The organism is Sandaracinomonas limnophila (genome assembly GCF_004005965.1).
In the GTDB taxonomy this organism is placed as follows: Bacteria; Bacteroidota; Bacteroidia; order Cytophagales; family Spirosomataceae; genus Sandaracinomonas; species Sandaracinomonas limnophila.
The window spans coordinates 29,856-55,460 of the sequence record NZ_SACY01000006.1; the positions used below are offsets into that span (position 1 = coordinate 29,856).

Annotated in this window: 27 protein-coding genes and 1 tRNA gene; 18 read left to right on the forward strand and 10 right to left on the reverse strand. The window is 36.9% G+C overall.

Annotated elements, in window-relative coordinates:
- Positions 1–7: 7 nt before the first annotated feature.
- On the reverse strand, positions 8–511 hold the full coding sequence (locus EOJ36_RS11355) for a phosphoribosyltransferase family protein (RefSeq protein ID WP_127805474.1): 504 nt from the start codon (positions 509–511) through the stop codon (positions 8–10).
- A gap of 85 nt (positions 512–596) precedes the next feature.
- Here EOJ36_RS11355 and EOJ36_RS11360 point away from each other — a divergent pair, with 85 nt between their 5' ends.
- Both EOJ36_RS11360 and ruvX read left to right on the forward strand, forming a co-directional pair.
- Positions 597–1,148, forward strand: a complete 552-nt coding sequence (locus tag EOJ36_RS11360; RefSeq protein WP_238944481.1) for a YcxB family protein — start codon at positions 597–599, stop codon at positions 1,146–1,148.
- A complete protein-coding gene (ruvX, locus tag EOJ36_RS11365) occupies positions 1,149–1,565 on the forward strand; it encodes a Holliday junction resolvase RuvX (RefSeq protein ID WP_127805476.1) in 417 nt (138 codons plus the stop codon).
- A gap of 63 nt (positions 1,566–1,628) precedes the next feature.
- Here the strand turns inward: ruvX and EOJ36_RS11370 are convergent, their stop codons facing one another.
- Positions 1,629–2,456 (reverse strand): phytanoyl-CoA dioxygenase family protein, encoded by an 828-nt coding sequence (locus EOJ36_RS11370; RefSeq protein ID WP_127805478.1) that lies wholly within the window; start codon positions 2,454–2,456, stop codon positions 1,629–1,631.
- A 202-nt stretch (positions 2,457–2,658) separates the two neighbouring features.
- On the opposite strand from EOJ36_RS11370, the gene EOJ36_RS11375 reads away from it, so the two are divergent.
- On the forward strand, positions 2,659–3,501 hold the full coding sequence (locus EOJ36_RS11375) for a hypothetical protein (RefSeq protein WP_127805480.1): 843 nt from the start codon (positions 2,659–2,661) through the stop codon (positions 3,499–3,501).
- A 51-nt stretch (positions 3,502–3,552) separates the two neighbouring features.
- Here the strand turns inward: EOJ36_RS11375 and EOJ36_RS11380 are convergent, their stop codons facing one another.
- Positions 3,553–4,320 (reverse strand): transporter, encoded by a 768-nt coding sequence (locus tag EOJ36_RS11380; RefSeq protein WP_164847903.1) that lies wholly within the window; start codon positions 4,318–4,320, stop codon positions 3,553–3,555.
- A gap of 148 nt (positions 4,321–4,468) precedes the next feature.
- Here EOJ36_RS11380 and EOJ36_RS11385 point away from each other — a divergent pair, with 148 nt between their 5' ends.
- The 8 genes from EOJ36_RS11385 (at position 4,469) to EOJ36_RS11420 (ending at position 10,942) form a co-directional block, all read left to right on the forward strand.
- Positions 4,469–5,893, forward strand: a complete 1,425-nt coding sequence (locus EOJ36_RS11385) for a BatD family protein (RefSeq protein WP_127805485.1) — start codon at positions 4,469–4,471, stop codon at positions 5,891–5,893.
- A gap of 1 nt (position 5,894) precedes the next feature.
- Positions 5,895–6,983: a chorismate synthase gene (gene aroC / locus EOJ36_RS11390; protein ID WP_127805487.1), complete on the forward strand. Its 1,089-nt coding sequence runs from the start codon at positions 5,895–5,897 to the stop codon at positions 6,981–6,983.
- Positions 6,980–7,420 (forward strand): nucleoside deaminase, encoded by a 441-nt coding sequence (locus tag EOJ36_RS11395; protein ID WP_127805489.1) that lies wholly within the window; start codon positions 6,980–6,982, stop codon positions 7,418–7,420. The genes aroC and EOJ36_RS11395 overlap by 4 nt, the downstream gene beginning before the upstream one ends.
- A gap of 194 nt (positions 7,421–7,614) precedes the next feature.
- A complete protein-coding gene (locus EOJ36_RS11400; protein WP_127805491.1) occupies positions 7,615–8,226 on the forward strand; it encodes a superoxide dismutase in 612 nt (203 codons plus the stop codon).
- 81 nt (positions 8,227–8,307) lie between these two features.
- Positions 8,308–8,381 (forward strand) — tRNA-His (locus EOJ36_RS11405).
- A 62-nt stretch (positions 8,382–8,443) separates the two neighbouring features.
- Positions 8,444–8,935 carry a GNAT family N-acetyltransferase gene (locus tag EOJ36_RS11410; RefSeq protein ID WP_127805493.1) on the forward strand — a complete coding sequence of 164 codons (492 nt, stop codon included), beginning with the start codon at positions 8,444–8,446 and terminating at the stop codon, positions 8,933–8,935.
- Between the two features lie 9 nt (positions 8,936–8,944).
- Positions 8,945–10,660, forward strand: coding sequence for a M3 family oligoendopeptidase (locus tag EOJ36_RS11415; RefSeq protein ID WP_127805495.1), 1,716 nt, complete (start codon positions 8,945–8,947; stop codon positions 10,658–10,660).
- A gap of 54 nt (positions 10,661–10,714) precedes the next feature.
- On the forward strand, positions 10,715–10,942 hold the full coding sequence (locus EOJ36_RS11420; RefSeq protein ID WP_127805497.1) for a hypothetical protein: 228 nt from the start codon (positions 10,715–10,717) through the stop codon (positions 10,940–10,942).
- Positions 10,943–11,001: 59 nt separating this feature from the next.
- Here EOJ36_RS11420 and EOJ36_RS11425 read toward each other — a convergent pair whose 3' ends face one another.
- The 4 genes from EOJ36_RS11425 to EOJ36_RS11440 all read right to left on the reverse strand — a co-directional run bounded on the left by EOJ36_RS11425 (position 11,002) and on the right by EOJ36_RS11440 (position 14,238).
- Complete coding sequence (locus tag EOJ36_RS11425) at positions 11,002–11,289, reverse strand: helix-turn-helix domain-containing protein (RefSeq protein ID WP_238944482.1); 288 nt, start codon at positions 11,287–11,289, stop codon at positions 11,002–11,004.
- A complete protein-coding gene (locus EOJ36_RS11430) occupies positions 11,273–11,644 on the reverse strand; it encodes a type II toxin-antitoxin system RelE/ParE family toxin (RefSeq protein ID WP_127805501.1) in 372 nt (123 codons plus the stop codon). The genes EOJ36_RS11425 and EOJ36_RS11430 overlap by 17 nt, the downstream gene beginning before the upstream one ends.
- Before the next feature lie 66 nt (positions 11,645–11,710).
- Positions 11,711–12,154 (reverse strand): hypothetical protein, encoded by a 444-nt coding sequence (locus EOJ36_RS11435; RefSeq protein WP_127805503.1) that lies wholly within the window; start codon positions 12,152–12,154, stop codon positions 11,711–11,713.
- Complete coding sequence (locus EOJ36_RS11440; RefSeq protein ID WP_238944483.1) at positions 12,154–14,238, reverse strand: protein-disulfide reductase DsbD family protein; 2,085 nt, start codon at positions 14,236–14,238, stop codon at positions 12,154–12,156. The genes EOJ36_RS11435 and EOJ36_RS11440 overlap by 1 nt, the downstream gene beginning before the upstream one ends.
- 127 nt (positions 14,239–14,365) lie before the next feature.
- On the opposite strand from EOJ36_RS11440, the gene EOJ36_RS11445 reads away from it, so the two are divergent.
- The 4 genes from EOJ36_RS11445 to EOJ36_RS11460 all read left to right on the forward strand — a co-directional run bounded on the left by EOJ36_RS11445 (position 14,366) and on the right by EOJ36_RS11460 (position 18,720).
- Positions 14,366–15,658: a serine hydroxymethyltransferase gene (locus EOJ36_RS11445; RefSeq protein WP_127805505.1), complete on the forward strand. Its 1,293-nt coding sequence runs from the start codon at positions 14,366–14,368 to the stop codon at positions 15,656–15,658.
- Positions 15,659–15,662: 4 nt separating this feature from the next.
- Positions 15,663–16,517, forward strand: a complete 855-nt coding sequence (gene tatC, locus EOJ36_RS11450) for a twin-arginine translocase subunit TatC (protein WP_127805507.1) — start codon at positions 15,663–15,665, stop codon at positions 16,515–16,517.
- Between the two features lie 18 nt (positions 16,518–16,535).
- On the forward strand, positions 16,536–18,410 hold the full coding sequence (locus tag EOJ36_RS11455) for an ABC-F family ATP-binding cassette domain-containing protein (protein ID WP_127805509.1): 1,875 nt from the start codon (positions 16,536–16,538) through the stop codon (positions 18,408–18,410).
- A 112-nt stretch (positions 18,411–18,522) separates the two neighbouring features.
- The gene (locus EOJ36_RS11460) at positions 18,523–18,720 is read left to right on the forward strand and encodes a VF530 family protein (RefSeq protein WP_127805511.1); all 198 of its coding nucleotides are present in this window, start codon (positions 18,523–18,525) and stop codon (positions 18,718–18,720) included.
- On the opposite strand, the gene mscL is transcribed toward EOJ36_RS11460, so the two are convergent.
- A complete protein-coding gene (gene mscL, locus EOJ36_RS11465) occupies positions 18,707–19,009 on the reverse strand; it encodes a large conductance mechanosensitive channel protein MscL (RefSeq protein WP_127805513.1) in 303 nt (100 codons plus the stop codon). The genes EOJ36_RS11460 and mscL overlap by 14 nt on opposite strands.
- 38 nt (positions 19,010–19,047) lie before the next feature.
- Positions 19,048–22,422: a ThuA domain-containing protein gene (locus EOJ36_RS11470; protein ID WP_238944484.1), complete on the reverse strand. Its 3,375-nt coding sequence runs from the start codon at positions 22,420–22,422 to the stop codon at positions 19,048–19,050.
- Between the two features lie 80 nt (positions 22,423–22,502).
- Between EOJ36_RS11470 and EOJ36_RS11475 the strand changes: the two genes are divergently transcribed.
- Complete coding sequence (locus EOJ36_RS11475; RefSeq protein ID WP_127805515.1) at positions 22,503–23,336, forward strand: dienelactone hydrolase family protein; 834 nt, start codon at positions 22,503–22,505, stop codon at positions 23,334–23,336.
- A gap of 44 nt (positions 23,337–23,380) precedes the next feature.
- On the opposite strand, the gene EOJ36_RS11480 is transcribed toward EOJ36_RS11475, so the two are convergent.
- Positions 23,381–24,163: a phytanoyl-CoA dioxygenase family protein gene (locus tag EOJ36_RS11480; RefSeq protein ID WP_127805517.1), complete on the reverse strand. Its 783-nt coding sequence runs from the start codon at positions 24,161–24,163 to the stop codon at positions 23,381–23,383.
- Between the two features lie 120 nt (positions 24,164–24,283).
- On the opposite strand from EOJ36_RS11480, the gene EOJ36_RS11485 reads away from it, so the two are divergent.
- A complete protein-coding gene (locus tag EOJ36_RS11485; protein ID WP_127805519.1) occupies positions 24,284–25,165 on the forward strand; it encodes an AraC family transcriptional regulator in 882 nt (293 codons plus the stop codon).
- A 135-nt stretch (positions 25,166–25,300) separates the two neighbouring features.
- Positions 25,301–25,603 (forward strand): hypothetical protein, encoded by a 303-nt coding sequence (locus tag EOJ36_RS11490; protein WP_127805521.1) that lies wholly within the window; start codon positions 25,301–25,303, stop codon positions 25,601–25,603.
- The last annotated feature ends 2 nt before the right edge of the window (positions 25,604–25,605 follow it).

Consider the following 25,605-nt stretch of genomic DNA (forward strand, 5'->3'; position numbering starts at 1 on the left):
TCACTTTTCACTTCAAATAAACCCCTCTTCTTTTTTCATCTGAAATAACAACTTCTACATGTTCGGATAGGGTTGTGGCTAGTTCATAACCTTTGTAATCTGCTGCGATGGGAAATTTCCGATAATTTCTATCTACCAAAACGGCCACCTGAATTTTTTTAACCGGGATACTTAAAAAGGGTGCCAAACTATAGGAAAAGGTTCTTCCCGTATTTAATACATCATCCACAACCACAATCACCTTGTTTTCAAAGAGATTTAAATCACAATCGAATTTAACAGGACGTTCGTAGGGCTCCTCTTTATTTAAATTTATTTCAACTGCTTTCGCCTTAATTTTAGATATTTCTGACAAATTTTGACACAGCATTTGTGCCATGGCATAGCCTTCACCTATGATTCCAGCAAATAAAATCTCTTTCTCTTCAAAATTGTTTTCATAAATCTGAAAAGCAATTCTTCTGATTTTCTGGGTAAGTGCTTCCGAATTTAATACCTGCTCTGAACTCATTTTCTTAATTTATCAAACTTAAAATTACCAAAATAATCCAAAATTCGTACCTTTGTGGGCTCAATTGAATCTTAATTTTTTTGTTATGTCGAGAATGTACGGTGCACAACGCCAACAAATGCCACAAGCTCCTTCAAATCCTTTGGCGATCAAAACCAAGAAATATGGTCTTGAAAAAAATAAATACATTGCGCTTTGCATGAGACAATTATTTGCCAACCAATGGATGTGGTTGTTTGTACCTGTTGCTTTAATAGCCATAAATCTTACGCTTAACTTAACAGGTACCTATAAAAATTGGTGGATCTACATTTTCACTGTAATTGGTGCTATCGGATATGTATTATTTTGGTTGGTTCAATTCACTGGAATCACACAATTGGCTCAATACAAGCAATTATTTGACAAGTATCGTTACGAAATAGACTCGCGTCAAATTTTAATGAAGCTTTCCGACAAGGAAGGTGGAATAATGAAGTGGGATATGATTGGCAAGGCTTACAAAGAAAAAAATGCTTACGTTTTTGAAATGGCAAAATACCAATTTATCTATTTGCCTTTTTCAGTTTTCAACAACGAAAACGATAAGAAATTGATGGATAAAATCTTGCGCGACAAAGGTTACATTCAGTCATAAATGGGCAGAATTCTTGCAATAGATTACGGACTCAAACGGTCTGGATTGGCGGTAACCGATCCATTAAAAATCATTGCCACTGCCCTAGCTACGGTAACCACTACTGAGTTAATAAAATATTTAGAAGATTACTTTAAAAAAGAAGAAGTTGAAGAAGTTGTCATTGGCATGCCCAAAAATCTAGACAACAAGGATACGGATTCTACACCATTCGTTCGAAAATTCATCAAAACTTTTGAGAATAAATTCCCCAGCAGGAAAATAACTACAATAGACGAGCGATTCACCTCAAAAATTGCTCAACAAGCCATGATTACCGGGGGAATGTCTAAAAAAAATAGACAACAAAAAGGGAATGTGGACCAGATTGCTGCGACTATAATATTACAGGAGTATTTACAAAATAGAACTCTGTAGAACTTTAGTGCATAGAACTGTAGAACTGATGTTCAATACACTAAAGTTCTACAGTTCTACGTACTATTTAACTATAACCTTAGAGAACCTGTGATAAAACGGCGTCTTACTATTTGAAGATTTCGGCTTATATTTTCCTGTAATTACTGGCACATACATTACTCTGCGGCGTGATTTTTCACCGAAGTTTGGAGAGACCTCAACACGATGCCACAAGCGGCCATCGTGGATGGTTAGATCCCCTCTTTCAATTTCAAATGCAACTTCTCTTGCATCTGGCTTGTGATCTATGAATTGTTTTTTGCCAAACAATAATTTCAATACACTTTGATTTTGGGTTCCAGGCAGTACACGTAATCCTCCATTTGAACTTGGACAATCATCTAAATGTATACCAACATTTAACATCGGGAGAATTTTTTGTCCTAAAAATAAATCTCTTGGACTATCGGTATGCCAACCCATTTGCGAAAATTTTGAATTGGGCTGATTGATGTAATGGTTGAAAACCAATCCATCTTTTTCATCCTCTCCTACACGACCCTCATAAGGTGCCAAAAATTGAAGTATTAATTTAAAGCGTGGATCATGTAAAAATTCATTCAAAACTGCGCTATACTTATTTGTAAAGCACATTCTTTGAATCATTGGTTCACCCTTTTCATTTTTTCCAAATTTTAAAGGAATACCATTTATTTTATCAACACCTTCTGCCAACCACTTTTGCTCTATTTTTTCTAATTCAGCAATAAACGTCAAAGCTGTTTCTGGCTCAATAAAACGCTTAAAATGAATTACTCCATATTTTTCAAAATATTCTTTTTGCTCCTCGGTGAGTTCTCCTCCAAATTGGAAGGTTTTGTATTCAAAATCAATCTTTGCTTTTCTCATATTGGTATATGCCTGTGAAAAGGTATTTAAATTAAATTATCGTGGTTTTTATATGGAAATGCAAGTTACGGCGAAAATGCGGAAAATTTTAACAATTTTATAATTTATCTGATTATTATCAGCAATACTTATTATTTTTTTTCGCCATCTTTGCGCCACAAAATCCCCCTAATAACGAAATATAGAATTCTTAGTTTAAAATATGAAGCATTTAATATTCCTCCTTTTATTAAGCCCCTGTTGTTTTAATTTAAAAGCTCAAAAGACAAATTCAAGTCTTAAAAAGGGACAATTTTATTTTTCTTGGGGTTACAATCGCTCCACTTATGCAAATTCCGACATCCATTTTGAAGGTCCAGGATATGATTTTACCCTTGCCAATGTAGTTGCAAAAGATTTCCCCACACCAATAAGTGAAATAAAAACCTATTTGAATCCTAGCTTATTGTCTATCCCACAATTTAATTTTCATGTGGGCTACTTTTTTAAAGACAATTGGGCATTATCTATCGGCTGGGATCACATGAAATATGTAATGGTAAACGACCAGCTTTCTAGCATTACTGGTAGTATTTCAGGCCAAGTTTCAAGTCCGGCCATCACTGTAAATCCGAATTATGCAGGAACTTACCAAAACCAGGCATTTACAATCAATTCTAAGGATTTCTTAACTTTCGAACATACAGATGGTTTCAATTATGCGTCTGTAGAGATTGAAAATTATCATACCATTTGGTCAAGCAAAAAGAAGAATTCGAAATTGGATTGGGTAAATGGTTTTGGCGCAGGATTAGTAGTACCCCGCTCTGATGTAAGGTTATTTACCGTGGGTGCCAATCATTTTTGGAACGTAGCCGGAGCAGGTGCCTCCATCAAAACGGGTTTAAGATGGCAATTTTCTAAGAAAGTATATTTTGAAGGAATTGCAAAAGCAGGTAGCACAAACCTTTGGAAAATTCAAACTACTGGCAGAGCGGTTGATAAGGCTAGTCAGGTAATTTCCTATTTGGAGGGATATGGGGCGCTGGGGGTGTATATTAAGTAAGCGAGTGAGCAAGTGAGCGAGTACTACAACTAACTAAACTTGCTTACTTGCTTACTTGCCCACTTGCTTGCCCACAACTTTCACTCTAAAAGAAACTCCTACCGCAACATACCAATTCTCTGAATTTGTAAAACTATTTCCTGCTGAAACATCCAATTTTAGATCATCTGAGGCATAATAGGCCAAGCCTCCGTCGAACCAATGTTCGGTGACTGAATTATTGGGTAATCTACCAAAAACTTCCGCATAAGCGTATCCTTTTTTGCCAATATTTATACTAGGCGCAATTCTATAAATACCCTCGGCCGTTCCATTTTCATGGAATTCCACACCAAAGTTGTAACCAATTCCGAGATTTTTATACAAATCATTTTGAAGAGTTAAAACGATTTGGCTCCATGAGTGCGGCTTTAAATCCTGATCACTGACATCTCTTTTTTCATCCCGAAAATTGTAATGTACTATCACCGCAGTCCGTGGTTTCCATCCCACAGGATCCATTAAACGCCATTTTAAACCCAAGGCTTCCGAATGGAAACGAAACGTAGAACTCCCTTGCAAGTTGGATATATAACGCAATTCAATGGATTTACTTAGTCCATACTTCAACAAAGTAGTGGGTAAAACATATTCCAATTGCCCACCATCTAGACTTTTATTAAAGCCCATTTCTGCCTGGATATAGCCTTTTTTCACAATAAATGGACATTCTGTTTGATCTGGTCGATCGGTTTCTATTCTTCCTTCTTGCTGAGCAAGAGTATTAAAGTGAGCAAGTGAGCAGAGTAAGCAGGTAAGTAGGTGAACTAGTAGCTTCAACCCCTGTGGTTTAAAAAAGTGATCCAGTGAGCAAGTATTAAAGTAGATAAGTTTCATAAGCCAAAAATAAAAATTTAGTCTTGTCTAAAAAAATATTTAGACATATATAAATAAAATATTTGATTGGATAATTTTGTAACTTGCAGAGATGAAGAGGCATATTTGTTTGTGGTTTTTGTTCTTAATTGGATTTTATTTGAATCCAATGGAAAGTAATGCCCAGAACAAACCGAGTGTTCAAATTGAGGGAAAGAGTATTAGTACGGAGGAAGATTTGGTGATATCGGTTTCTGCTGAACAACCGGCTAATGCCACCGAGGGTATTCCTTATAAATTTCCTGAAATCAATTTTTTCAAAAAAGTTGGTGTTAGTAGAGGTAAGGCAAGCACTTTAGTAAATAACCAGATGGTATCTGAAGTTATATACTCGCAGCATTATCGGGCTGTAAATCCTGGTATTTTCCAGATTCCAGAATTGGAAGTGCTACTTTTTCAACAATCTGTCAAAACAGAACCCTTTACGGTGACCGTGGTAAAGGGAATTGAGGTCACGAAGGTGGAAGATTTTTTTCCAAAATCGGAACTTACTAAAGATATATTACCATCGAAAAACAAGTTATTTTTATTGGTTTCAAGCAATGAATATCAGCCGTATGTTGGACAAGGATTTACCTTAAAATTTTCACTTTTTATACCGGAGGACAATGAGCAAGAATTAGAATTTGATCGAAATGACATTCAAATCCCCTTGCAATTGCAGAAATTGAAGCCATCAAATTGTTGGCAGGAGAATTTTGACTTACAAACTGAAAAAATAATTTCAACTACATTTCAGGGAAAGAAGTACAAGGAATATCGATTTTATCAAGCGACGTTTTATGCCTTGGATAACCAAATAATTAAAATCCCTTCGTTGAAACTGCGTTTAAGTAAAATTCAAAAGAAGGGAAATGAGGTCCAAAAAACTCCTATTGAATTCTCCTCCATCCCCTTTCAAATAAAGCCTAAAAACTTACCCAAGGGTATTTCTCCAACTAAAATTCCTGTGGGACGATATGAGTTGAGAGAAGAAATCAATCGGAATTCTATACGTACCGGACAAAAAATTGAATATAAATCAAGCTTTGTTGGCGATGGTAACACCTTTGCCATAGAAGACCCTGAAGTAGAGTCTGATTACTTTTTGCGCTTTACAACCTTAAACAAAGAGGAGGTTATATTTCCCTCGGGTGATAAAATGTTTGGCAATAATTCACAAAAAATTCAAATTATTCCTCGACAACCTGGTAAATTTGAACTTAAAAAATATTTTTATTGGGTTTATTTCAATACAGACAAAGGCAAATTGGACACATTGTACTCCAAATTAACTTTAGATGTAAAAGGAGGGCCATCCGATGCGCATTTAAATACTGCAGAGGAAAGTTCTGAAATTTATCAAGGAATTGAAAATTTATCGAGTCTTGAAAACACTTGGAATACCTGGGAAAATTGGAGAAAAATAACCCAAATTATCCTATTTATATTGGTAATAATTTTTGGTTATTTATTGACAAGTAGAACAAAAAAGTAATATGGGAAGTATATACGGCAAAATTTTTCAAATTTCAACTTTCGGCGAGTCGCACGGTGCTGCAGTTGGCGTAGTTGTAAATGGGTGTCCGGCGGGCATTGAAATTGATTTAGATTTTATTCAGGCTGAATTAGATAGACGTAAACCTGGGCAATCTAAAATCACTACGCAGAGAAAAGAAGCAGATTCAGTAGAAATTGTATCTGGTATTTTTGAAGGAAAAAGTACCGGAACACCTATTGCCATGTTGGTATGGAATGGTGATCAACGTTCGAAAGATTACTCGCATATTGCAGATCAATTTAGACCATCTCATGCAGATTATACCTATTTCGAAAAATACGGAATTCGCGATTATCGAGGCGGAGGTCGCAGTTCAGCAAGAGAAACCGTTGCCCGTGTGGCAGCAGGCGCCTTAGCTAAATTGGTTTTAAACCAAATTGGAGTTAAAATTCAAGCGTATGTAAGTCAGGTGGGAACATTGAAAGTTGGAAGCACTGATTTGAAGATTAGCGATTTGTCGGAAGCAGAAAAAAATGCCGTACGTTGCCCTGACCCAAAATTGGCACAAGAAATGTTTGATTACATTGACCAGATTCGCAAACAAGGGGATTCGGTTGGGGGAGTTATTTCAGCAATTATTGAAGGTTGTCCAGCCGGCCTAGGCGAACCTGTTTTCGACAAATTACATGCCGAATTAGGCAAAGCCATGTTGAGTATCAATGCGGTAAAAGGCTTTGAATACGGAAGTGGATTTGATGGAGTTTCCTTAAAAGGTTCACAGCACAATGATTTGTTTGTTGAAAAAGATGGTAAAATTCAAACAACAACAAATTTTTCAGGAGGTATACAAGGAGGTATTTCCAATGGAGAACCCATTTATTTCCGAGTTGCATTTAAGCCAACTGCCACTATTATGCAAGATCAAGATAGCTTGAATGAAAAAGGCGAAAAAGTGGTAGTTTCGGGTAAAGGTCGACACGACCCCTGTGTGGTTCCTCGAGCGGTCCCTATTGTTGAGGCTATGGCAGCCATTGTAATATTAGACTTTTATTTACGCAATAAAATCATCAAATCATCTGCACTATGATTTGGGATGAAGATGCGTATTATATGGGATTAGCCCTCCGACAAGCTGAACAAGGCTTGGAGGATGATGAAATACCTGTTGGTGCAGTGATTGTTGCCAATGGACAAGTAATTGCCAAAGCCTATAACCAAACAGAAAAATTAACGGATGTAACTGCCCATGCAGAAATGTTGGCTATCACCTCTGCTGCACAGACTTTGGGAGCCAAATATTTAAAAGATTGCACGTTGTATGTTACCCTTGAACCTTGTGTAATGTGCGCGGGGGCCTTATATTGGTCGCAAATTGGTCGCATCGTATATGGGGCTAGCGAAGACAAAAGAGGGTTTGAAAAACATGGCAGAACGCTTTTGCACCCCAAAACAAAAGTTTTATCGGGCATTTTAGCCAACGAATCTGAGCAATTGTTGAAAGAGTTTTTTTCGAGGTTGCGGTAGTGGTGGCTTCGAGAGCCTCAGCCACCTAAGGAAGAAGATTTTACCTCCCCCAACCCCTCCTCCAAAAGGAGGGGAGTATATTTTGTCAGTTTATTGAACTTTATAACCATAAAATTTGTTTACCCACAATTAACCCTTCGACTTCGCGCAGGGACCAAAAATAAACAATTAACAATTAACAATTCATAACTCATATGTCATTCACCCTATCACCCCTACCTTATGCAAACAATGCGCTAGAGCCGCATTTTGATGCATTAACAATGGAAATTCACCACGACCGTCACCATAACGCATACGTAACTAATTTAAATGCTGCGGTTGCGGGTACGGAATTGGAAGGAAAATCTTTAGAAGAATTATTCGCAAACATCAGCAAGTTGAGTCCAGCGGTACGTAACAATGGTGGTGGACATTTCAACCATGATTTATTTTGGAACATCTTATCTCCAAATGGTGGAGGAGCTCCAATTGGCACATTAGCAAAAGCGATAGATGCTAAATTTGGAAGTTTTGATGCCTTCAAAGAGGAGTTCAAAAAAGCAGGAATTGGCCGTTTTGGTTCAGGATGGGCATGGTTAGTTGCGCAGAAAGATGGTTCAATTGCAATCAGTTCAACTCCAAATCAAGACAATCCATTGATGGATGTTGCTGATGTAAAAGGCTTCCCAGTAATAGGATTAGATGTTTGGGAACATGCTTATTATTTGAAGTTTCAAAACAAGCGTCCGGATTATATCGATTCATTTTGGAATGTAATTGACTGGGCTGCGGCAGAGAAGCGTTATTTAGCTGCTCAAGCATAAATTCGATTTTTTCGATAAAAATATCTGTTTAGGGTTTGCAGAAACGGCAGATTTGCTTATTTTTGCAATCCCAAACAAATGGTGGTTGTAGCTCAGCTGGTTAGAGTATCGGTTTGTGGTTCCGAGGGTCGTGGGTTCGAACCCCATCATCCACCCAGAAGAGGTTATCGAAAGATGACCTCTTTTTTTGTTTTTATTTAAAGACTTAATTTGTACTATGAACTCCCTTCAAATTCGTAAAATAGAAAAAGGCGACAACCTCAAAGTTGCAGAATTGATTCGATCGGTTTTCGACGAGTTGGATATTCCTAAAGTAGGAACCGCTTACGAGGATCCTTATTTAGATTTTATGTTTGAACAATATCAGAAACCACAATCTGTGTATTTTGTGGTAGAAAAGGAAGGTAGAATAGTTGGGGGCGCAGGAATTGCACCTTTAGTAAATGGAGACCCTACAATTTGTGAATTACAAAAAATGTACTTTTTACCTGAAACTAGAGGCAAGGGAATAGGCGCCGAAATGATGGAAAGTTGCTTGCAAGCTGCCCAGGAATTTGGATTCAAAAAATGTTATATTGAAACGTTTCCCTTTATGATAGCTGCCCAAAAATTGTATAAAAAGTCAGGATTTGAATATATAGATACCCCAATGGGAAACACAGGACATTCGAGTTGCCCAATTTGGATGTTGAAGGATTTATTTTATTAAATTTGTAACATGAGAACAATTACCCCAACCGCCATACATCGCGAATTATTACCTGTAGATTTCAACCTAAGTACTTGGGAAAGTGTATTGCCATTTTTCGAAGAATTGAGTAATAAAAAAATTGAAACCTTAGAAGATTTAAATCAGTTTTGTTTGCAAAGGTCTGAATTAGAAAGTTATTTATCTGAAAACTTTGCTTGGAGATACATTAAAATGTCTTGCGACAATCAAAATCCGGAGTTGCAAGCAAGTTACCAACAATTTGTCAACGAAATTATGCCAAATGCATCTGTTTTTGATGACGAATGGAACAAAAAAGTAATAGATTCTGGATTTGCCGATCAGCTTCCTAAAACAGGGTATTCTATCATGTTGCGCGGAATGCAAAAAGCAATTGAAATATTCAGAGAAGAAAACATCCCGATATTTACAGATTTAAATAATCTTTCTACAGAATATGGGGCCTTAACTGGTGCTTTGATGGTAGATATTGAAGGTGTTGAAAAAACTTTGCAACAAGCGGCTGCCCATTTGGAGTCCACCAATCGCAAAGAAAGAGAAGAAGTGTATCATAAAATTGCTGAAAAAAGATTGTCGCTAAAAGACGATTTGAACAAATTGTTTCAACAATTGATTGAAAAAAGGGATTTGGTTGCTAAAAATGCCAACTTTGAGAACTTTAGGGATTATTCTTTTGCAAGTCTTGGTCGGTTTGATTACAGCCCAGCAGACTGTTTCGAATTTCACGAAGCAGTAGCAGAAACTGTGGTCCCAATTCTAAATGAACAAGCAAAAAAAAGAAAAGAAGCATTGGGATTAGATGCCTTGAAACCTTGGGACAAAGCGGTAGATCCAGCCGGGCGAAAGCCTTTAAAACCCTTTGAAACTGGACAAGAGTTGTTAGAAAAAACGATTCGAGTATTTGAAAAAATGAATCCATTTTTGGGCGATTGTCTAAAAGAAATGGTGAAATTGAATCGATTTGATTTGGACTCAAGAAAAGGAAAAAATCCAGGTGGCTATAATTACCCATTAGAAGAAAGTGGTTTCCCTTTCATTTTCATGAATGCTGCTGGACAAGTTCGCGACATGGTAACCTTATTACATGAAGGAGGTCATGCAGTACATTCCATTTTGGATAAAGATTTACCCATTAATGCATTCAGAAATGTGCCTTCGGAGGTGGCAGAATTGGCATCTATGAGTATGGAATTAATTACCATGGAACATTGGGATGAATATTTTGAGAATCCAGAAGAGGAAAAACGAGCGAAAATAAAGCATTTAGAAGACATTTTGGAAACACTTCCCTGGGTAGCAACGATTGATGCATTTCAACATTGGATTTACGAAAATCCTAAACACACAGCGGAAGAAAGAGAGGCGGCATGGTTGAAGATTTATGGAAAATTTAGCGATTCAGTTACAGACTGGTCGGGCTTAGAAGTAAATAAGGCTAATTTATGGCAAAAACAATTGCACTTATTTGAGGTCCCTTTCTATTACATCGAATATGCAATTGCTCAATTAGGTGCTTTGGCCGTTTGGAGAAATTATTGTCAGAATCCAGAAAAAGCTTTAAATCAATATTTAGATGCTTTGGCATTGGGTTACACCGTTCCAATAAAAGAAATTTATGCTACGGCAGGAATTGAATTCAATTTTAGCAAAAAATATATTGCGGAGTTGATGGCTTTTTTGGTTGAAAAAATTCATAATTCATAATTCATAACTCATAATTTTTATTTATTTTTGCACCGTAATTAGTACAAAAAGCACATGAAATTAAAGAATTTAGTTCCAGTTTTAGCGATTGCCTTGTTAGCAACGGCTTGTGATTATCAAAAAAACAATCGCATCAAGCAAAAAGATGTTCGTGAAGGCAATGAGCATGTATATGGAGTTCATCCGGATTCTGCTGCTGCACAATCAAAACTTAAATATGCTGCTAAGCCAGAATTAGAGGTAAAAGCAAACGAAATTCGCGAGAAATTATTCAACAAATAGGTTGAATTTAAAAATACCAAAAAGCCGGCTTTGTCCGGCTTTTTGCGTTTAGAACCAATTTAATTAAAACTAATTTTAAAATCTAAATGACCTCCAAATCCGTCGTTTATAATTCTCATTAGGGTTGAAAGTCTTATATCACTTGCATTATTTTCTATTCTGGAAATATAATTTTTTGTAGTACCACATTTAAACGCTAATTGTTCCTGTGTTAGTCCCTTTTCCTTTCGAAGTTCCTGAAGGATTACCCCCAATTTAAATACCTCAAAACCCTGATCATATTTTTCACGCTGATTCGTTCCTTTTTTGCCATATTCCCTATCCAAAAACTCATCGAATGAAGTCATGCTTTCCATTTTCTTTTTCATCGAAATAATTCTTTTTTAATTTTTCTGCTAATTCTATTTTCCTTAAAGGTACTTTATTTGACTTTTTTTGAAATCCATTTATAACTACCAACAAATTTCCCTCATCAAAAAAGCTAAAGACCCTATATATATTTGAACTATATTCAATTCTTATTTCATAAAGGCCTGAAGAACTTGTTATATATTTAAAATAGTTAGTTGGAATTCTTTCTAATTCAACAATCAAATTCAATGTCCAGGTTATTTTCTCTTTGACATGATCAGGAAGTGGTTCAAAAAATTCCATAAAATATTCTCTATAAAAGAAAACATTTCTCTTAAATTGATTTTTCATTAGTGGATCTTCAAAGTTACCTATTTAGATAACAATTTGCAATTTATTTAAATCCATTAAAGATACTCAAAACAAATATTCCTTTAAAAAAGTTAACTGATAAATAATTAAGGTATAAATAGATGACCAAATAAAGCCTGAAATGGCCATAAAAAATAAGATTCTTGATAGAGGCACTTTGAAAGAAAGTGATAATAAACTTCCTCCTATGGGAGTAAAGATCAGAGGAGTCAATGCCGCAATCCCTTTAATACCAAATTTCTGCCAAATACCTACAGCAAATCGAGCACGTTTGGAGAAAACCAATGGTTTAGATTTTCGAAAACTTCCAATCCATTGTACTAATAATTTACCAAGGGAGACAACAATAAGCACAGTCAGCATAAATCCAACCCAAGAAGCCAATAAGGTTTCATACCAAGCAAGTCCTAGACTAAAACCTGCAATGGGCCCTGCAATATATTTCAATGCTGTTCCTAACATTACCGCAAAATACTTACCCCAAACCATTATTTCGACGAGCGATAAATTCGAATACCTTCGTTTAAAAACTTTACAAAATGGTTAACATCAGGATCAAAAGCCACAGGCTTCAACATGGGTCCCTCTTCTTTTCTTGGATCCAACAACACATAATGAGGCTGTGCATTGGAATCAAAACGGGTAATTTGAAAATCTAAATTCTGATCACCTAAGGTCTTTTTCACCTGACCATCTACCTTTGAAGTGTACCATTCAGTACTTGGTAATTCAGTTTTGTCATCACAATATAGGGCAACAACTACATAATCTTCTTGCAAAGTTTTCAACACTTTCGGATCCGACCACACATATTCTTCCATTTTTCTACAGTTCACACATCCATGACCTGTAAAATCGATAAACAGGGGTTTCCCTGCTTTAATTGCAGCTTCTTTTGCTTCTTTGTAATCAAAATATCCTTGTAAACCCAAGGGCAATTTCAAAAAATCGCTGTATTTTGAATTGATTTTAGCAGCTTCTGCATTTCCACTTCCCGCCGACATTTTAAAGTCTTGTGTGTTCATAGGAGGCAACCAACCTGATAATCCTTTTAAGGGCGCACCCCACATGCCCGGCATCATGTATAAAACAAATGCCAAAGAACTTGTTGCCAACAAGGAGCGCGTAACCGACAGCTTCTTGTTCCCACTATCGTGTGGCATCGTTATAATTCCAAAAAGGTATAACGTAATTGCAGTAAATACAGCAATCCAAATAGCTAAGAAAACTTCTCGATCTAACAAATGCCAATGATAAACTTGGTCTGCAACGCTTAAAAATTTAAAGGCAAGCGCCACTTCCAAAAATCCTAATACCACTTTAACTTCATTCATCCATCCACCTGATTTAGGCATTTTATTCAATACCCCTGGGAAAATTGCAAATAAAGTAAATGGTATAGCGAAAGCTAATGAAAATCCTAGCATACCCACAATTGGCTTCAAAAAGACCCCTTGAGAGGCTGCAATTAAAATAGACCCTGCCAATGGTCCTGTACATGAAAAGGACACCAAAACCAAAGTAAATGCCATAAAAAACACACCTATCAATCCACCTTTATCCGATTTGGCATCAACCTGATTCACAAAATTTGAAGGTAAAACAATCTCAAAAGCTCCAAGGAATGAAATTCCGAAAAGCATAAAAATCACAAAAAACAAAAGATTTGGAATCCAATGCGTGCTTAAGAAATTGGCAAAACTTGCGCCAGCAAAAAAGGCTAAAATTGTCCCAAAAAACACGTAAATCAACACAATAAAAGCTCCGTATAAAAATGCCAAACCCTTGCCGCCCGATTGTTTCGTAAAGAAACTTACCGTCATCGGTATCAATGGATAAACACATGGTGTCAATAATGCCAAAAATCCTGCACCCAATGCTATGAAAAAGAAGGAAAATAATGACTCCTCGCTCGTTTGTCGTCTCTCGTCACTTTTAATCTCACTCACTGGCTCACCTACTTTGCTCACTGGCTCACTCTGCTCACTCACTTTGCCCACTTGCTCACTCTGCTCACTCACTTTGCTCACTGGCTCACTTTGCTCACTTACCTTGCTCACTGGCTCACTACCACCTACCGACTGAGAACTGAAAACTATTGAAAAAACTCCCTTTATTGGCACACAAAGTCCCGACTCATTTGAACAAGATTGTGAATCATAAGCCCCAGAAATCTTAACTTTTTCCTGTAAAATCTTAACTTTTTGTCGAAACTCTCCAACCCCTGTAAAATACGTATAAGTTCCTCCCCAAATTTCTTGGTCTAATTTCGAATGCGGATTGATTGCTTTTAAATTACCTACCAAAGAATAACTAGAATTTTTGTCAAAGCTTACAGTAGTAACCACCGGACCCAAGTTTGGGTCAAAATCGGAAGAATACAAGTACCAACCTTTGTCAATTTTAACTTTAAAAATAAGCTCGGCAACTTCACCAACCTTTGGGTTCACAGGCTTTAATGTCCAAGACCACTTCGCTGGAGTAATTTTTTCTGCAAAAAGAAAAAATCCAAAAAGTAGGAATAAGCTAGTTAAGATCGATTTGATTTTCATCGGCAAAAATAAATTTTTCAAATTTACACTATTTCAGCGGATAAGTGCGTGACATAGGTCGACTTAGTTTATCAATAAATCGTTTTTCTGTTCGAAGATAAAATCGTATTTTTGTACCCTTATATACGAAGAACAAGACAAATTACTCATGGCTGCAAGCACATTTCCAACCCAACGCGACAACGAAATTTTTTCTTTAATCAATAAAGAAGCGCATCGTCAAGAATTCGGCATCGAATTAATTGCCTCTGAAAACTTTACTTCTCCACAAGTTATGGAAGCTCAAGGCAGTGTATTGACTAATAAATATGCAGAGGGACTTCCAGGAAAAAGATATTATGGAGGATGTGAAGTGGTAGATGAAGTTGAAACCATTGCTATTGAGCGTGCAAAACAATTGTTTGGCGCTACATGGGCGAACGTTCAACCGCATTCAGGTGCTCAGGCCAATGCAGCTGTTTTCTTATCTTTCTTGAATCCAGGTGATAAAATTTTAGGATTTGACTTATCGCACGGTGGTCACTTATCACATGGTTCTCCTGTGAATTTCTCGGGAAAATACTTCCAAGCATTTTTCTATGGTGTTGAAAAAGAAACTGGATTAATAGATTGGGACAAGGTAGAGGCAACTGCCCAAAAAGAAAAACCAAGATTAATTATTTGTGGTGCATCAGCCTATTCAAGAGATTGGGACTATGCTCGCTTAAGAAATATTGCAGATCAAGTTGGCGCTATTTTATTGGCAGATATTTCCCATCCATCTGCATTAATCGCAAAGGGTTTATTGAACAACCCTATGCAGCATTGCCACATTGTTACAACTACCACTCACAAGACTCTACGCGGTCCACGCGGTGGATTGATCATGATGGGTAACGATTTTGAAAACCCATTTGGTTTCAAAACTTTAAAGGGTGATTTGAAATTAATGTCAGCTTGTTTGGATGGCGCTGTATTCCCTGGTACCCAAGGTGGTCCATTAGAGCACGTTATCGCAGCCAAAGCAGTAGCTTTCGGAGAGGCATTGAGCCCAACTTTCGAAGCTTATGCAAAACAAGTTCAGGCAAACGCTCAAGCAATGGCGAAAGCATTTTTGTCAAAAGGATACGAAATCATTTCTGGTGGAACCGACAACCATTTAATGTTAATTGACCTTCGTCCAAAAGGATTAACTGGTAAATTGGCTGAAAATACCTTGATTAAAGCAGATATTACTATTAACAAAAACATGGTTCCATTTGATGACAAATCTCCATTTGTCACTTCAGGTATGCGTGTAGGTACTGCAGCTATGACAACACGTGGTATGAAAGAAAGCGAAATGACCCAAATTGTAGATTTGGTTGATAGAGCTTTGATGAACCATGAAAATGAGTCAGTTTTAGCAGCAATTAAAAATGAGATTAACGAATGGGTAAAACAATTCCCATTGTACGCATAAAATAATGGCATTAGATCAAGACTGGGACGAGAACGAAGAGGACAAGGATGGCACCGAAATGTCATTTTTCGACCATTTAGAAGAATTGCGCTGGCACATCATCCGCTCTTTGGCTTCTATTGTGATTTTCACAGTAGCTGCCTGGATTTTTCGTGAAGAAATCTTCGGAATTGTCATCATGGGACCAACCAAAGTTGATTTCTACACCAATCAAGTGCTTTGTAAAATAGCTGCCGAAACAGGCATGACCAGCCTTTGTATGCAAAAAGCTGATTTTATTTTACAATCTAGAGAGGTTTCAGGACAATTTATGATGGCCTTGACTCAGTCGATCATTGTTGGGCTATTATTTGCATTCCCTTATGCCTTTTTTGAAATTTGGAGATTTGTTACTCCAGGACTTAAAAACAAAGAATTAAAAGCAGCACGAGGAGCCGTATTTTGGGTTTCCTTATTGTTTTTTATTGGTGTTGCATTTGGTTATTTCATTGTAGCTCCAATGGCCATCAACTTTTTAGCAAACTTTAAATTAGACCCATCGATTCAAAATCAATTTGATATCAACGATTATATCTCTTTGCTATCCATGTTGACTTTGGCTTGTGGTTTAACCTTTCAATTGCCTATGATTGCCTATGTACTTTCTCAAGTTGGAATTTTAACCCCTTCCTTCATGAGAGAATACAGAAAACACGCTTTAGTGGTAATTTTAATCATTGCAGCTCTTATTACACCATCTCCAGACATGATTTCTCAGTTGCTCGTAACAATCCCATTGGTGGGCTTGTATGAGATCAGCATCATCGTTTCGGGTCGCGTATTGAAAAGAAAAATGCGTGAAGAATTAGAAGACGCTTAATCCAAATTCTCCTTTTAGATGAATTATTTATCGGCCGAAAACATCTCCAGAAATCTTGGCGAACGCTGGATTTTTAATGCTATTTCCTTTGGCTTACAAAAGGGAGAAAAGGTTGCTTTAATTGGTAAAAACGGCACTGGAAAAACAACCTTGATGGAAACCTTAGTTGGCATGCAAAGTCCCGACAATGGCAAAATCACCATCAGAGACGGAATTCATGTAGGCTATTTACCCCAAAATCCAAGTTTCAATGAGAATGATTTGGTGATTAATTACCTATTCTCAGAAGAATTGGCCAGCTCAAAGGCAATTAAGGCATACGAGGAAGCAATGGAGTCGGGCGACCCAAAAGCCTTAGAAAACGCATTTGCCTTGATGGATTCTGCACAGGCCTGGGATTACGAAAGTAGAGCCAAACAAATCATAGCCAAATTAGGGATTCCTGATAGTCACCAACAAATTTCAACCCTTTCGGGTGGACAAAAAAGACGTTTAGCCTTGGCTAAATTATTGATTGAAAGTCCGGAAATCATGATTCTAGATGAGCCAACTAACCACTTGGATATTGAAACGATTGAATGGTTAGAGGGCTTTTTAAGCGGTCCAAATGTTACCTTATTGGTTGTTTCTCACGATAGATATTTTTTGGATCGTGTTTGCACCCGAATGATTGAATTGGCTCAAGGAAACATTTATAATTACAATGGCAATTATGCTTATTTTTTAGAGAAAAAAGCAGAAAGAGAAACTTCAGAAGCAAGTACCGTTGCAAAAGCAAAAAACCTCTACAAAAAGGAGTTGGAGTGGATGCGTAGACAGCCTAAAGCTCGTGGTACGAAGGCTCAATCCAGAATTGATGCATTTTATGAAACGGAAGAAGTTGCCAAAAGAAAGGCAGATGATAGCAAATTGGATTTGCAATTGCAGATGTCGAGATTAGGCAATAAAATCATTGAAATTAACCATATATATAAGTCGTTTGGCGACAAGAAAATTGTTGAGGACTTTACCTATACATTCAAGAAAAAGGACCGCATTGGTATTGTTGGAAATAATGGTGCAGGAAAAACAACTTTTCTCCAGTTATTAACCGAAAATTTAGCACCAGATTCCGGAACAATTGACCATGGGGAAACCTTGGTTATTGGATACTATACCCAAATGCCCTTTGATTTTAAACCAGGACAGCGGGTAATTGATGTGATTACGGATATTGCAGAAGTCATTCATTACGGCAAAAACAATACCCTTACCCCATCCCAGTTTTTGAGTAAATTTTTGTTTGAAACTCAAAAGCAATACACACCAGTTGAAAAACTTTCAGGTGGAGAAAAGAAGCGTTTACAATTGATGCAGGTATTGGTTAAAAATCCAAATTTCTTGATTTTAGACGAGCCAACCAATGACCTTGATCTTGAAACATTACAATTATTAGAAGATTTCTTAAGCGATTTCCAAGGCTGTTTATTGTTAGTTTCCCACGACCGTTACTTTATGGACAATTTGATTGACCAATTGTTAATTGTTGAAGGAAATGGAGTGATTCGATTCTTTAATGGAAATTATACGGATTTTAGGAATAGTGATGCTAGTGAGCAAGTGAGCAAGTTAGCTAGTGAGCCAGTAAGCAAGTTAGCTAGTGAGCTAGTAAGCAAGTTAGCTAGTGAGCAAGTTGGCAAGGCTTCCAAAAAACTTAGTTATAAGGAACAAAAAGAATTAGAAGAGCTGGAAAAATCGATGCCAAAATTGGAAAATAAAATCCAATTGATTGAACAAGAAATCGCTGAATTATCTGATGATTTTGAGAAAATCACTAAATTGGCAAAAGAATTAGAAAACCTAAAAGCCGATTTGGAGGAAAAGGAAATGAGGTGGTTGGAGCTGACTGAGTAAGCCAGTGAGCAAGTTATCCAGTGAGCTAGTGAGTCAGTAAAGTAGACGACCTCCTTTATTCGTATATTCCTATATTCTTATATTCTTATATTCTTATATTTCTCCAAGCCCCATGGACCCATTAGAAGGAAAAACATTACAATTTATTGTTGAATACCTAGTCGAGAAGTACGGCTGGGATGAGCTGGGAAGGCGAATTAGAATCAATTGCTTCACATTTGAACCCAGTGTGAAATCAAGTCTTACTTTTTTGAGAAAAACACCTTGGGCAAGAAAAAAAGTAGAAGAATTATACCTTAGGAGTCTCTAAACTTGTTCATCATTTTCACAAACAAGAAAAGAACAAAAGCAACTATTACAAAAGAGATAAAATTTCCAATAAAATTACCATATTTAATGGCAGTTCCTGGAATAACTAATTGATTGATTTCAGTTAGATGTGTAGCCTTTAAAACAGGTGCTAAAATGGCAGGATTGATGATGTCATTCACCAATGAATCCACAATTTTTGAAAATTGACTACCAACCACCACACCAATGGCTAGGTCAATTACATTGCCGCTCATAGCAAATTTCTTAAATTCTTCTATTATTTTCATAGAAATAAAAATCCCCGGTTTCCCGGGGATTTTTGTGTTTATTGGAATGTTAATTCTGTTATTGCAAACAATGGCTTTCCTCCTGCGTTTTCATTTCTAAAAACAAAATATAGGTCTTTTAAGCCTTCAGTTGCATTCACTGGCATACTAAACACTCCTGCTTTTTTCACTTCAGCTGTGCCTACTAATTGGCCTTCAGCCGAACCTAAGTGAACTTCTAATCGTCCACCAACAGTTGCGCCTTCCATTACAAATGCACTTCCTTTTATTTCCTTGATGCCAGTCAAATCGATACCTTTGTAAACAGCAGTACTCTTGTCTTCCGAACCAATTACCAATTCACCCACATTATCCATCTTCATTTTCATTACCTTGATCAATTGATCTGCAGAAGCTGCAGGAATAGTTGAACTGCGTAAAGTAACCGTTCCCTGACCTAATACTGGTGCAATTTTACCATTTCCTTTGTCGGTATAACTTGCGGTGAAAATGTATGTACCTGGCTTTCCATTATCTTTTGGAACATATTCCCCTTTCAATGGCTTAGATGCTTTTCTCGCATCACCTAAAGAAAGAATGTATTGTACCATTTCTCTTGCATCTGAATTAGAAATTTGAGGGTGAGCAGCCATTGCTTGTTCTCCCCAAACGCCTCCACCACCAGAAACTATTTTTGCAGCTAATTGAGAAATAATGGTACTTCCTGCACGGTATTTCTTAGAAATATCTTTGTAAGATGGTCCAATTGATTTTTTATCCTTTGCATGACAAGTCTTGCAATCTGATTGATCTATCAAACGTAATCCGTTAGAGAAGCTTGTATTGCTTTGATGTCCTAAAGCAATCATGTTTTTGTCAAATCCTTGTAAATAATCAATACTCAACAACACGTCCTCCTCAGAAACTTTCTTGTTTTCTAAGGTACCATCTTCTTTATCTTCAACTTTTACACTGTATTTAACAGGTTTGTCATTCCAATAAAAAGATTTATTTCCTTCAACCTCCACACTAACTTTTGGAATTTCATTACCAGCTGTAACTATTAGGGATTCTTTCTTTGAGTTCCCTTTAGCATCTTTCACAGTTAAAGTAACATTAAATTTACCTGGTTTAGCAAAAGTTACAGTTGGATTTGCAGCAGCACTTGTACTTCCATTTCCGAAATTCCATAAATAGGTTAATTTGTCTCCATCATAATCAACTGTTCCTTCTGAAGAAAATTTAACTTTCAATGGTACGGCACCAGCTTTTTTATCTGAAACTGCTACTACTTTTGGAATTCTGTTGCCAGGGTTATATTCTATTTTATATAACGTTGCTTCTTCGTTTTGAGAGAACCAGTTGGGACCATACTCTAATCCATACATCACCCCATTATGATCAAACTCCATATCCATTGGGTGATTGAACTTAATGTTTGGTAAGAAGCGATCCATTTGCAAGAAATCGCCATTTTGCTTCATAGAAACTGTATAAACTAAATCACGTGCCCAATCGTATGCAAACAATTTACCATCATAGAATGAAGGGAATTTACCTTTTGCGTCAGCTGGATAATCTCCGCTGTAATAAACCGGACCCGCCATCGCATTTCTACTACCTTTGCCAATTGTTGCCCCGAACTCTGGAGAATCTGCATACGGATAATAAATAAATGCTTTTTGTGCTTTTGGTAAATGGCCTAAACCTGTATTATGTGGAGAAGTATTAATAGGTGCCAATGGGTTAAATGTAGCCCATGTACTATCATTTCCAAATTTTCTTTGGTTGTATGGTTTATTGTCTCCTACAAATAATGGCCATCCGAAATAACCTGCTTCACGAGCTTGGTTAACTTCATCATGTCCACGTGGACCATATTTTGGAGAATTTTCTCCCGCATCTGGACCTACCTCTCCCCAATACAAAAATCCAGTTCTTTGGTCAACCGAAATTCTGTATGGATTTCTATTACCCATTACATAAATTTCAGGTTTTGTCATTGGATATTTTGGCGGGAATAAATTACCCTCAGGAATGGTATAAGTTCCATCTGCCTGTGGTTTAATTCTCAAAATTTTTCCTCTGTAATCGTTTGTGTTCGAACTTGAAGCACGAGCATCCCATCCCGCACGACCTTTTCTTTCATCCATTGGACCATAGCCATTCGACTCATGTGGGTTCACATCATCACCTGTTGATAAATACAAGTTACCTTGCTTATCCCAAGCAATTGAACCACCTGTATGGCAACATTTTCCATCACGTTTTACGGGAACACGTAATAAAACCTTTTCAGAAGCCCAGTCTAAGGTATCTTTTAACTCATCATACACAAACCGAGAAAGGTGTTGCGCTGTATCTGGCAAACCCGCTTGTGGAGAATAATACACATATATGAACTTGTTTTGTGCATAATTAGGGTCTTTGTTAATACCCATTAAACCATATTCTGATTTTGAATACACATCAAATTTTGCAACAATTTTTACCTTATTTTTCTTTGGATCATACACTTTCATATTCCCTCTGCGCTCAGTGTACAACACTTTTCCGCTAGGAAGAACCGTTAATTCTGTAGGTTCATTTAAGTTTTGATCTAAAACCGTTTTTGTAAAACGATTATCTTCTGGTAAAACCCCTGTACGTAATTTTTTGTTGAAATTGATTTCAGCACCACCTGCTGCCCAATTCAATCCAGCCCACATGTGCTGATAAACCAAAGGCTCTGTAAAAGACTCGTCTGTGTGTCCCCAGTTCATGTAAAAAGAACGACCACCATCATATTCATGATACCAAGACATCGGGTGAAAATCGCCCATTTTGCCATCTTTATAAGATTTTTCATCTACAGTTACCAAAACTTTTACATCTGTATTGAAGTTTTTGTAATCGTAAAACTCATCTCTGTGCTCAAAGCTTGGAGGCATATGTGCCGTAGAAACGTGCTTGTTTTCAGTAGTATGGAAGGTACCCATTTGAACATTTGGACGACCTGGGTGCGACATAAATTCACCACCTGACAACTTAGTATACCAAGGCCAATCGTGCTCTGTATCCGTTGCAGCATGAATACCCATATAGGCACCACCTGCTTGAATATAACGCTCAAATGCATTTTGTTGTGCATCATTCAAGACATTACCAGTAGTATTCAAGAAAATAACTACTCGATATTGTTTTAAATTTTTCTCGTTGAAATTGGCAGAATTTTCTGTTGTATCAGCTTGAAACCCTTTTTCAGCTGCCAATTGCAATAAAGCTTTAGTTCCAGCTCCAATGGAAGCATGACGGAAAGACTTTGTTGCCGAAAAAATTAATACTTTTTTACCCTTAAGAACATTTTTTTCCTGGGCGAAGGAGGTAAATACCATGAAGGCTGATAGACATAAAAACATCAAACCTCGGACTTTACCGAATAACAATGATTTCATAGGAATAGATTTAAATTTAGCTAACAAAGTTAATGTAATTCAGAAATTTTCAATAAATTTCAGCATAAAACTATCTCAAAATGTCAAAAATTTTCACTCTATGCCTTGTACTATTGGTTTCATTAGGTTCAAAGGCCCAATCTTGTTGTTTTCTCAAAAAAGATGAAATGCAATTATTGGCTTCCAATAAAAAATTTCAAAAGACTCACGCAATTCCAAAAGAATACCATCACGTTTCCAAAGCAGGTGGCAAAATGATTGAATTTTCTACGCCTGATGGTCAAAAAGCGAATGGCTTTTATATTGAAGCGGCAAAAAAATCTGATATCACCTTATTTGTATTCCAAGAATGGTGGGGACTAAACGACCACATCAAACGAGAGGCTGAACATTTTTACAGCACCTTAGGGAATGTCAACGTTTTGGCAATTGATATGTACGATGGGAAAGTGGCTACTACTCGTGAAGATGCAGGAAAATATATGTCAGGGGCAAATCCTGCCAGATTAGAATCTATTATCAAAGGTGCCATTGATTACGTAGGTCCAAAAGCAAAAATTGCTACCGTGGGTTGGTGCTTTGGAGGGGCTTTATCTTTGAAAGCATCTATTTTAGCCGGTAAACAAGCAGTTGCTTGTGTGATGTATTACGGAATGCCAGTAAAAGATGTGGAGCAATTGAAGTTATTGAATACGGATGTTTTGGGACTTTTCGCAGGTCGCGAGCAATTCATTTCTCCAAAAGTGGTTGCAGAATTTGAAGAGAACATGAAAAAAGCTGGTAAGCAAGTAAAAACCAAAATCTTCGACGCAGAACACGCCTTTGCGAATCCTTCCAATCCAAATTTCGATAAAGCTGCTACAGAAGAAGCGTGGAATATGGCGATTGGGTATTTTTCAGCGAGGCTGAAATAATTATGAATTATGAGTTATGAGTTATGAATTGAAAAGCACATAACTCATAACTCATAATTCATAACTCGCTCTCCTGGCAATTGTCCATTAAGCCACCTCACCCTATCCGCCTCTTGGTGTTTATTTTTGGGTTCGGTCACATGTGCGCCATCTGCAAAGTAAATGATGGTCATCACCTCTCGCATTTTATTGGAATTGTTTCCAGGAGCATTGTGTAAAGTCCAGCCTTGGTGAAAAGTAGCATCACCGGCTTTCATGGTTTGTTGATTGACAATTTCAAAGCCTTTTTCCTTGACATAATTTGAAATCATTTCTTCCGAAGCATCAGATATCTCCATCAAGGGCAGTTGCTCATGCTGTGTTTTTGAGGCAAAAGTTAGCATCCCCATTTGTTCGTCTATATCAACTAGAGGCATCCACATTGTTATGGTTTTATCGGTATCCAATGGCCAATAATATTGGTCTTGGTGCCAAGGGGTATGTCCTCCTCCTGGCTCTTTAAACAGGGCTTGGTCATGATATAGGCGTACTTTATCAACACCCAATAATTTTGCCGCAATACCTGCAAATCGTTTGGCAAAGGTGAATTTTTTAACTTCCTCATCCTGTTCCCAAAGATTCATCATTTGCAAAAAAGCCTTGCCATACGTATCTCTTTCTTCAATTGGTTTTTGATTTTTCTGAAAATCAATGGAACTCTTTTTTATCGCAAAACGATAGGGTTCCAATTCGGTATCTGTCAAGATTCCTGGAACATAAACATGTCCATTTTCTTGAAAATAAGAGATTTTATCGTTTGATAAAGGAAAAGCTTCTGAAAGTATCATTGTTTTTTTTAACAAATTTGATCGTAAATTTTTCTTGTTTCCACTACTATTTTTGCAAAAAATAATGCAATTTTACCCTTAAATACAAAATAATTAACATTTTTGGTCAGTTAAAGCAAAATGAAAGCTTCTTTAGAACATCTTCCAACAGACTCGAATCAAACCTTTTTTTTGAAAGAAATTGCTCAAAATCGCTTTGATGGGCTCTACCACTTCCATCCGGAATTGGAGTTAACCCTAATAGTTTCTGGAGAAGGAAAGCGATTTGTAGGAAATCAAATTTCTGATTTTGGACCTGGCGATTTAGTTCTTTTAGGAGAAAACGTACCACATTGTTGGCAAAACAATCGAGAGAATCTTTTGGAGGAAACAAGCGAAAATGCAAGCCAAGCAATTGTAATTCAATTTCCAAAAGAATTTTTAGGAGGGGATTTTCTACATAAACAGGAATTCCAAGGAATTAAAAACTTGATGGAGCGAGCAAAATCAGGCTTTTCTATTATTGGAATCACACAAGATAAAATTGCGCGAGAAATGTTGGTTCTAAAAGACCTTCCTCCCTTTCAACGATTAATTTCCTTTTTAAACATCCTCCAAAATTTAAGTCAGGCTACTTCAGATTTACACCCGATTGACCCAAGTACCAAAGGATTTGATTTATCCATTACCGATTTGGAGCGCATCAATAAAGTGTATGCCTATGTCATTGCCAATTACACCCAAGAAGTACATTTAGATGAGGTTGCCCATTTGGCAAATATGACCGAAACGGCTTTTTGTCGCTATTTCAAAAAGACTACGGGCAAAACATTTGTTGAATTGGTCATTGAGTTCCGCATCAAACATGCTTGCCAAATGCTTCGAAAAACCTCCAAAACCATGGTAGAAATTTGTTTTGAAAGTGGATTTGGCAACCTTTCACATTTCAACAAACAATTCAAAGAATGGATGAAGGTTCCGCCTCTTCAGTATCGTAAAATGGCGAAGGAATGGGAGATTTAGAATTATAAGTATACTGATAATTTTAAAATGAATATTTAAATATTTGATGTATTAACTACATTTGCAATTAGATATTAAAAAAGGTGTTACCAGAAAAACCTAAAAAGAGTATGGATTTCAAAAAATATAACCACAATGAAAAAAACCACTAAAATTTTGGCAACCGCTTTGTTAAGTTTTTGCATTTTAATTCCAGTTTTAAAAACGCTTGGATACGATTTACCATTAGATAGAAGTTGTGAAACTCCAGAATGGAAATTTTGGGGAGAAAGCACTGGCTGCGCTTGGCAAGCTTCAAATGGTCACATAGCAAACACTCTTCCAGATGGTAAATCTTGTTGTGCTATAAGAACTCATGCTCAATATTATATAGGAATTAAATTTAATGAATGGCAGAGCTGTGATCCTATACCATGTCCCGAAAATGTCAATCCATAAGT

What these genes read in the sequence shown, in the direction of transcription:
- EOJ36_RS11355 (WP_127805474.1), bottom strand. Translation starts at nt 511, where the DNA reads ATGAGTTCAGAGCAGGTATTAAATTCGGAAGCACTTACCCAGAAAATC.
- EOJ36_RS11360 (WP_238944481.1), top strand. Translation starts at nt 597, where the DNA reads ATGTCGAGAATGTACGGTGCACAACGCCAACAAATGCCACAAGCTCCT.
- ruvX (WP_127805476.1), top strand. Translation starts at nt 1,149, where the DNA reads ATGGGCAGAATTCTTGCAATAGATTACGGACTCAAACGGTCTGGATTG.
- EOJ36_RS11370 (WP_127805478.1), bottom strand. Translation starts at nt 2,456, where the DNA reads ATGAGAAAAGCAAAGATTGATTTTGAATACAAAACCTTCCAATTTGGA.
- EOJ36_RS11375 (WP_127805480.1), top strand. Translation starts at nt 2,659, where the DNA reads ATGAAGCATTTAATATTCCTCCTTTTATTAAGCCCCTGTTGTTTTAAT.
- EOJ36_RS11385 (WP_127805485.1), top strand. Translation starts at nt 4,469, where the DNA reads ATGAAGAGGCATATTTGTTTGTGGTTTTTGTTCTTAATTGGATTTTAT.
- aroC (WP_127805487.1), top strand. Translation starts at nt 5,895, where the DNA reads ATGGGAAGTATATACGGCAAAATTTTTCAAATTTCAACTTTCGGCGAG.
- EOJ36_RS11395 (WP_127805489.1), top strand. Translation starts at nt 6,980, where the DNA reads ATGATTTGGGATGAAGATGCGTATTATATGGGATTAGCCCTCCGACAA.
- EOJ36_RS11400 (WP_127805491.1), top strand. Translation starts at nt 7,615, where the DNA reads ATGTCATTCACCCTATCACCCCTACCTTATGCAAACAATGCGCTAGAG.
- EOJ36_RS11410 (WP_127805493.1), top strand. Translation starts at nt 8,444, where the DNA reads ATGAACTCCCTTCAAATTCGTAAAATAGAAAAAGGCGACAACCTCAAA.
- EOJ36_RS11415 (WP_127805495.1), top strand. Translation starts at nt 8,945, where the DNA reads ATGAGAACAATTACCCCAACCGCCATACATCGCGAATTATTACCTGTA.
- EOJ36_RS11420 (WP_127805497.1), top strand. Translation starts at nt 10,715, where the DNA reads ATGAAATTAAAGAATTTAGTTCCAGTTTTAGCGATTGCCTTGTTAGCA.
- EOJ36_RS11425 (WP_238944482.1), bottom strand. Translation starts at nt 11,289, where the DNA reads ATGACTTCATTCGATGAGTTTTTGGATAGGGAATATGGCAAAAAAGGA.
- EOJ36_RS11430 (WP_127805501.1), bottom strand. Translation starts at nt 11,644, where the DNA reads ATGAAAAATCAATTTAAGAGAAATGTTTTCTTTTATAGAGAATATTTT.
- EOJ36_RS11435 (WP_127805503.1), bottom strand. Translation starts at nt 12,154, where the DNA reads ATGGTTTGGGGTAAGTATTTTGCGGTAATGTTAGGAACAGCATTGAAA.
- EOJ36_RS11445 (WP_127805505.1), top strand. Translation starts at nt 14,366, where the DNA reads ATGGCTGCAAGCACATTTCCAACCCAACGCGACAACGAAATTTTTTCT.
- tatC (WP_127805507.1), top strand. Translation starts at nt 15,663, where the DNA reads ATGGCATTAGATCAAGACTGGGACGAGAACGAAGAGGACAAGGATGGC.
- EOJ36_RS11455 (WP_127805509.1), top strand. Translation starts at nt 16,536, where the DNA reads ATGAATTATTTATCGGCCGAAAACATCTCCAGAAATCTTGGCGAACGC.
- EOJ36_RS11460 (WP_127805511.1), top strand. Translation starts at nt 18,523, where the DNA reads ATGGACCCATTAGAAGGAAAAACATTACAATTTATTGTTGAATACCTA.
- mscL (WP_127805513.1), bottom strand. Translation starts at nt 19,009, where the DNA reads ATGAAAATAATAGAAGAATTTAAGAAATTTGCTATGAGCGGCAATGTA.
- EOJ36_RS11470 (WP_238944484.1), bottom strand. Translation starts at nt 22,422, where the DNA reads ATGAAATCATTGTTATTCGGTAAAGTCCGAGGTTTGATGTTTTTATGT.
- EOJ36_RS11475 (WP_127805515.1), top strand. Translation starts at nt 22,503, where the DNA reads ATGTCAAAAATTTTCACTCTATGCCTTGTACTATTGGTTTCATTAGGT.
- EOJ36_RS11480 (WP_127805517.1), bottom strand. Translation starts at nt 24,163, where the DNA reads ATGATACTTTCAGAAGCTTTTCCTTTATCAAACGATAAAATCTCTTAT.
- EOJ36_RS11485 (WP_127805519.1), top strand. Translation starts at nt 24,284, where the DNA reads ATGAAAGCTTCTTTAGAACATCTTCCAACAGACTCGAATCAAACCTTT.
- EOJ36_RS11490 (WP_127805521.1), top strand. Translation starts at nt 25,301, where the DNA reads ATGAAAAAAACCACTAAAATTTTGGCAACCGCTTTGTTAAGTTTTTGC.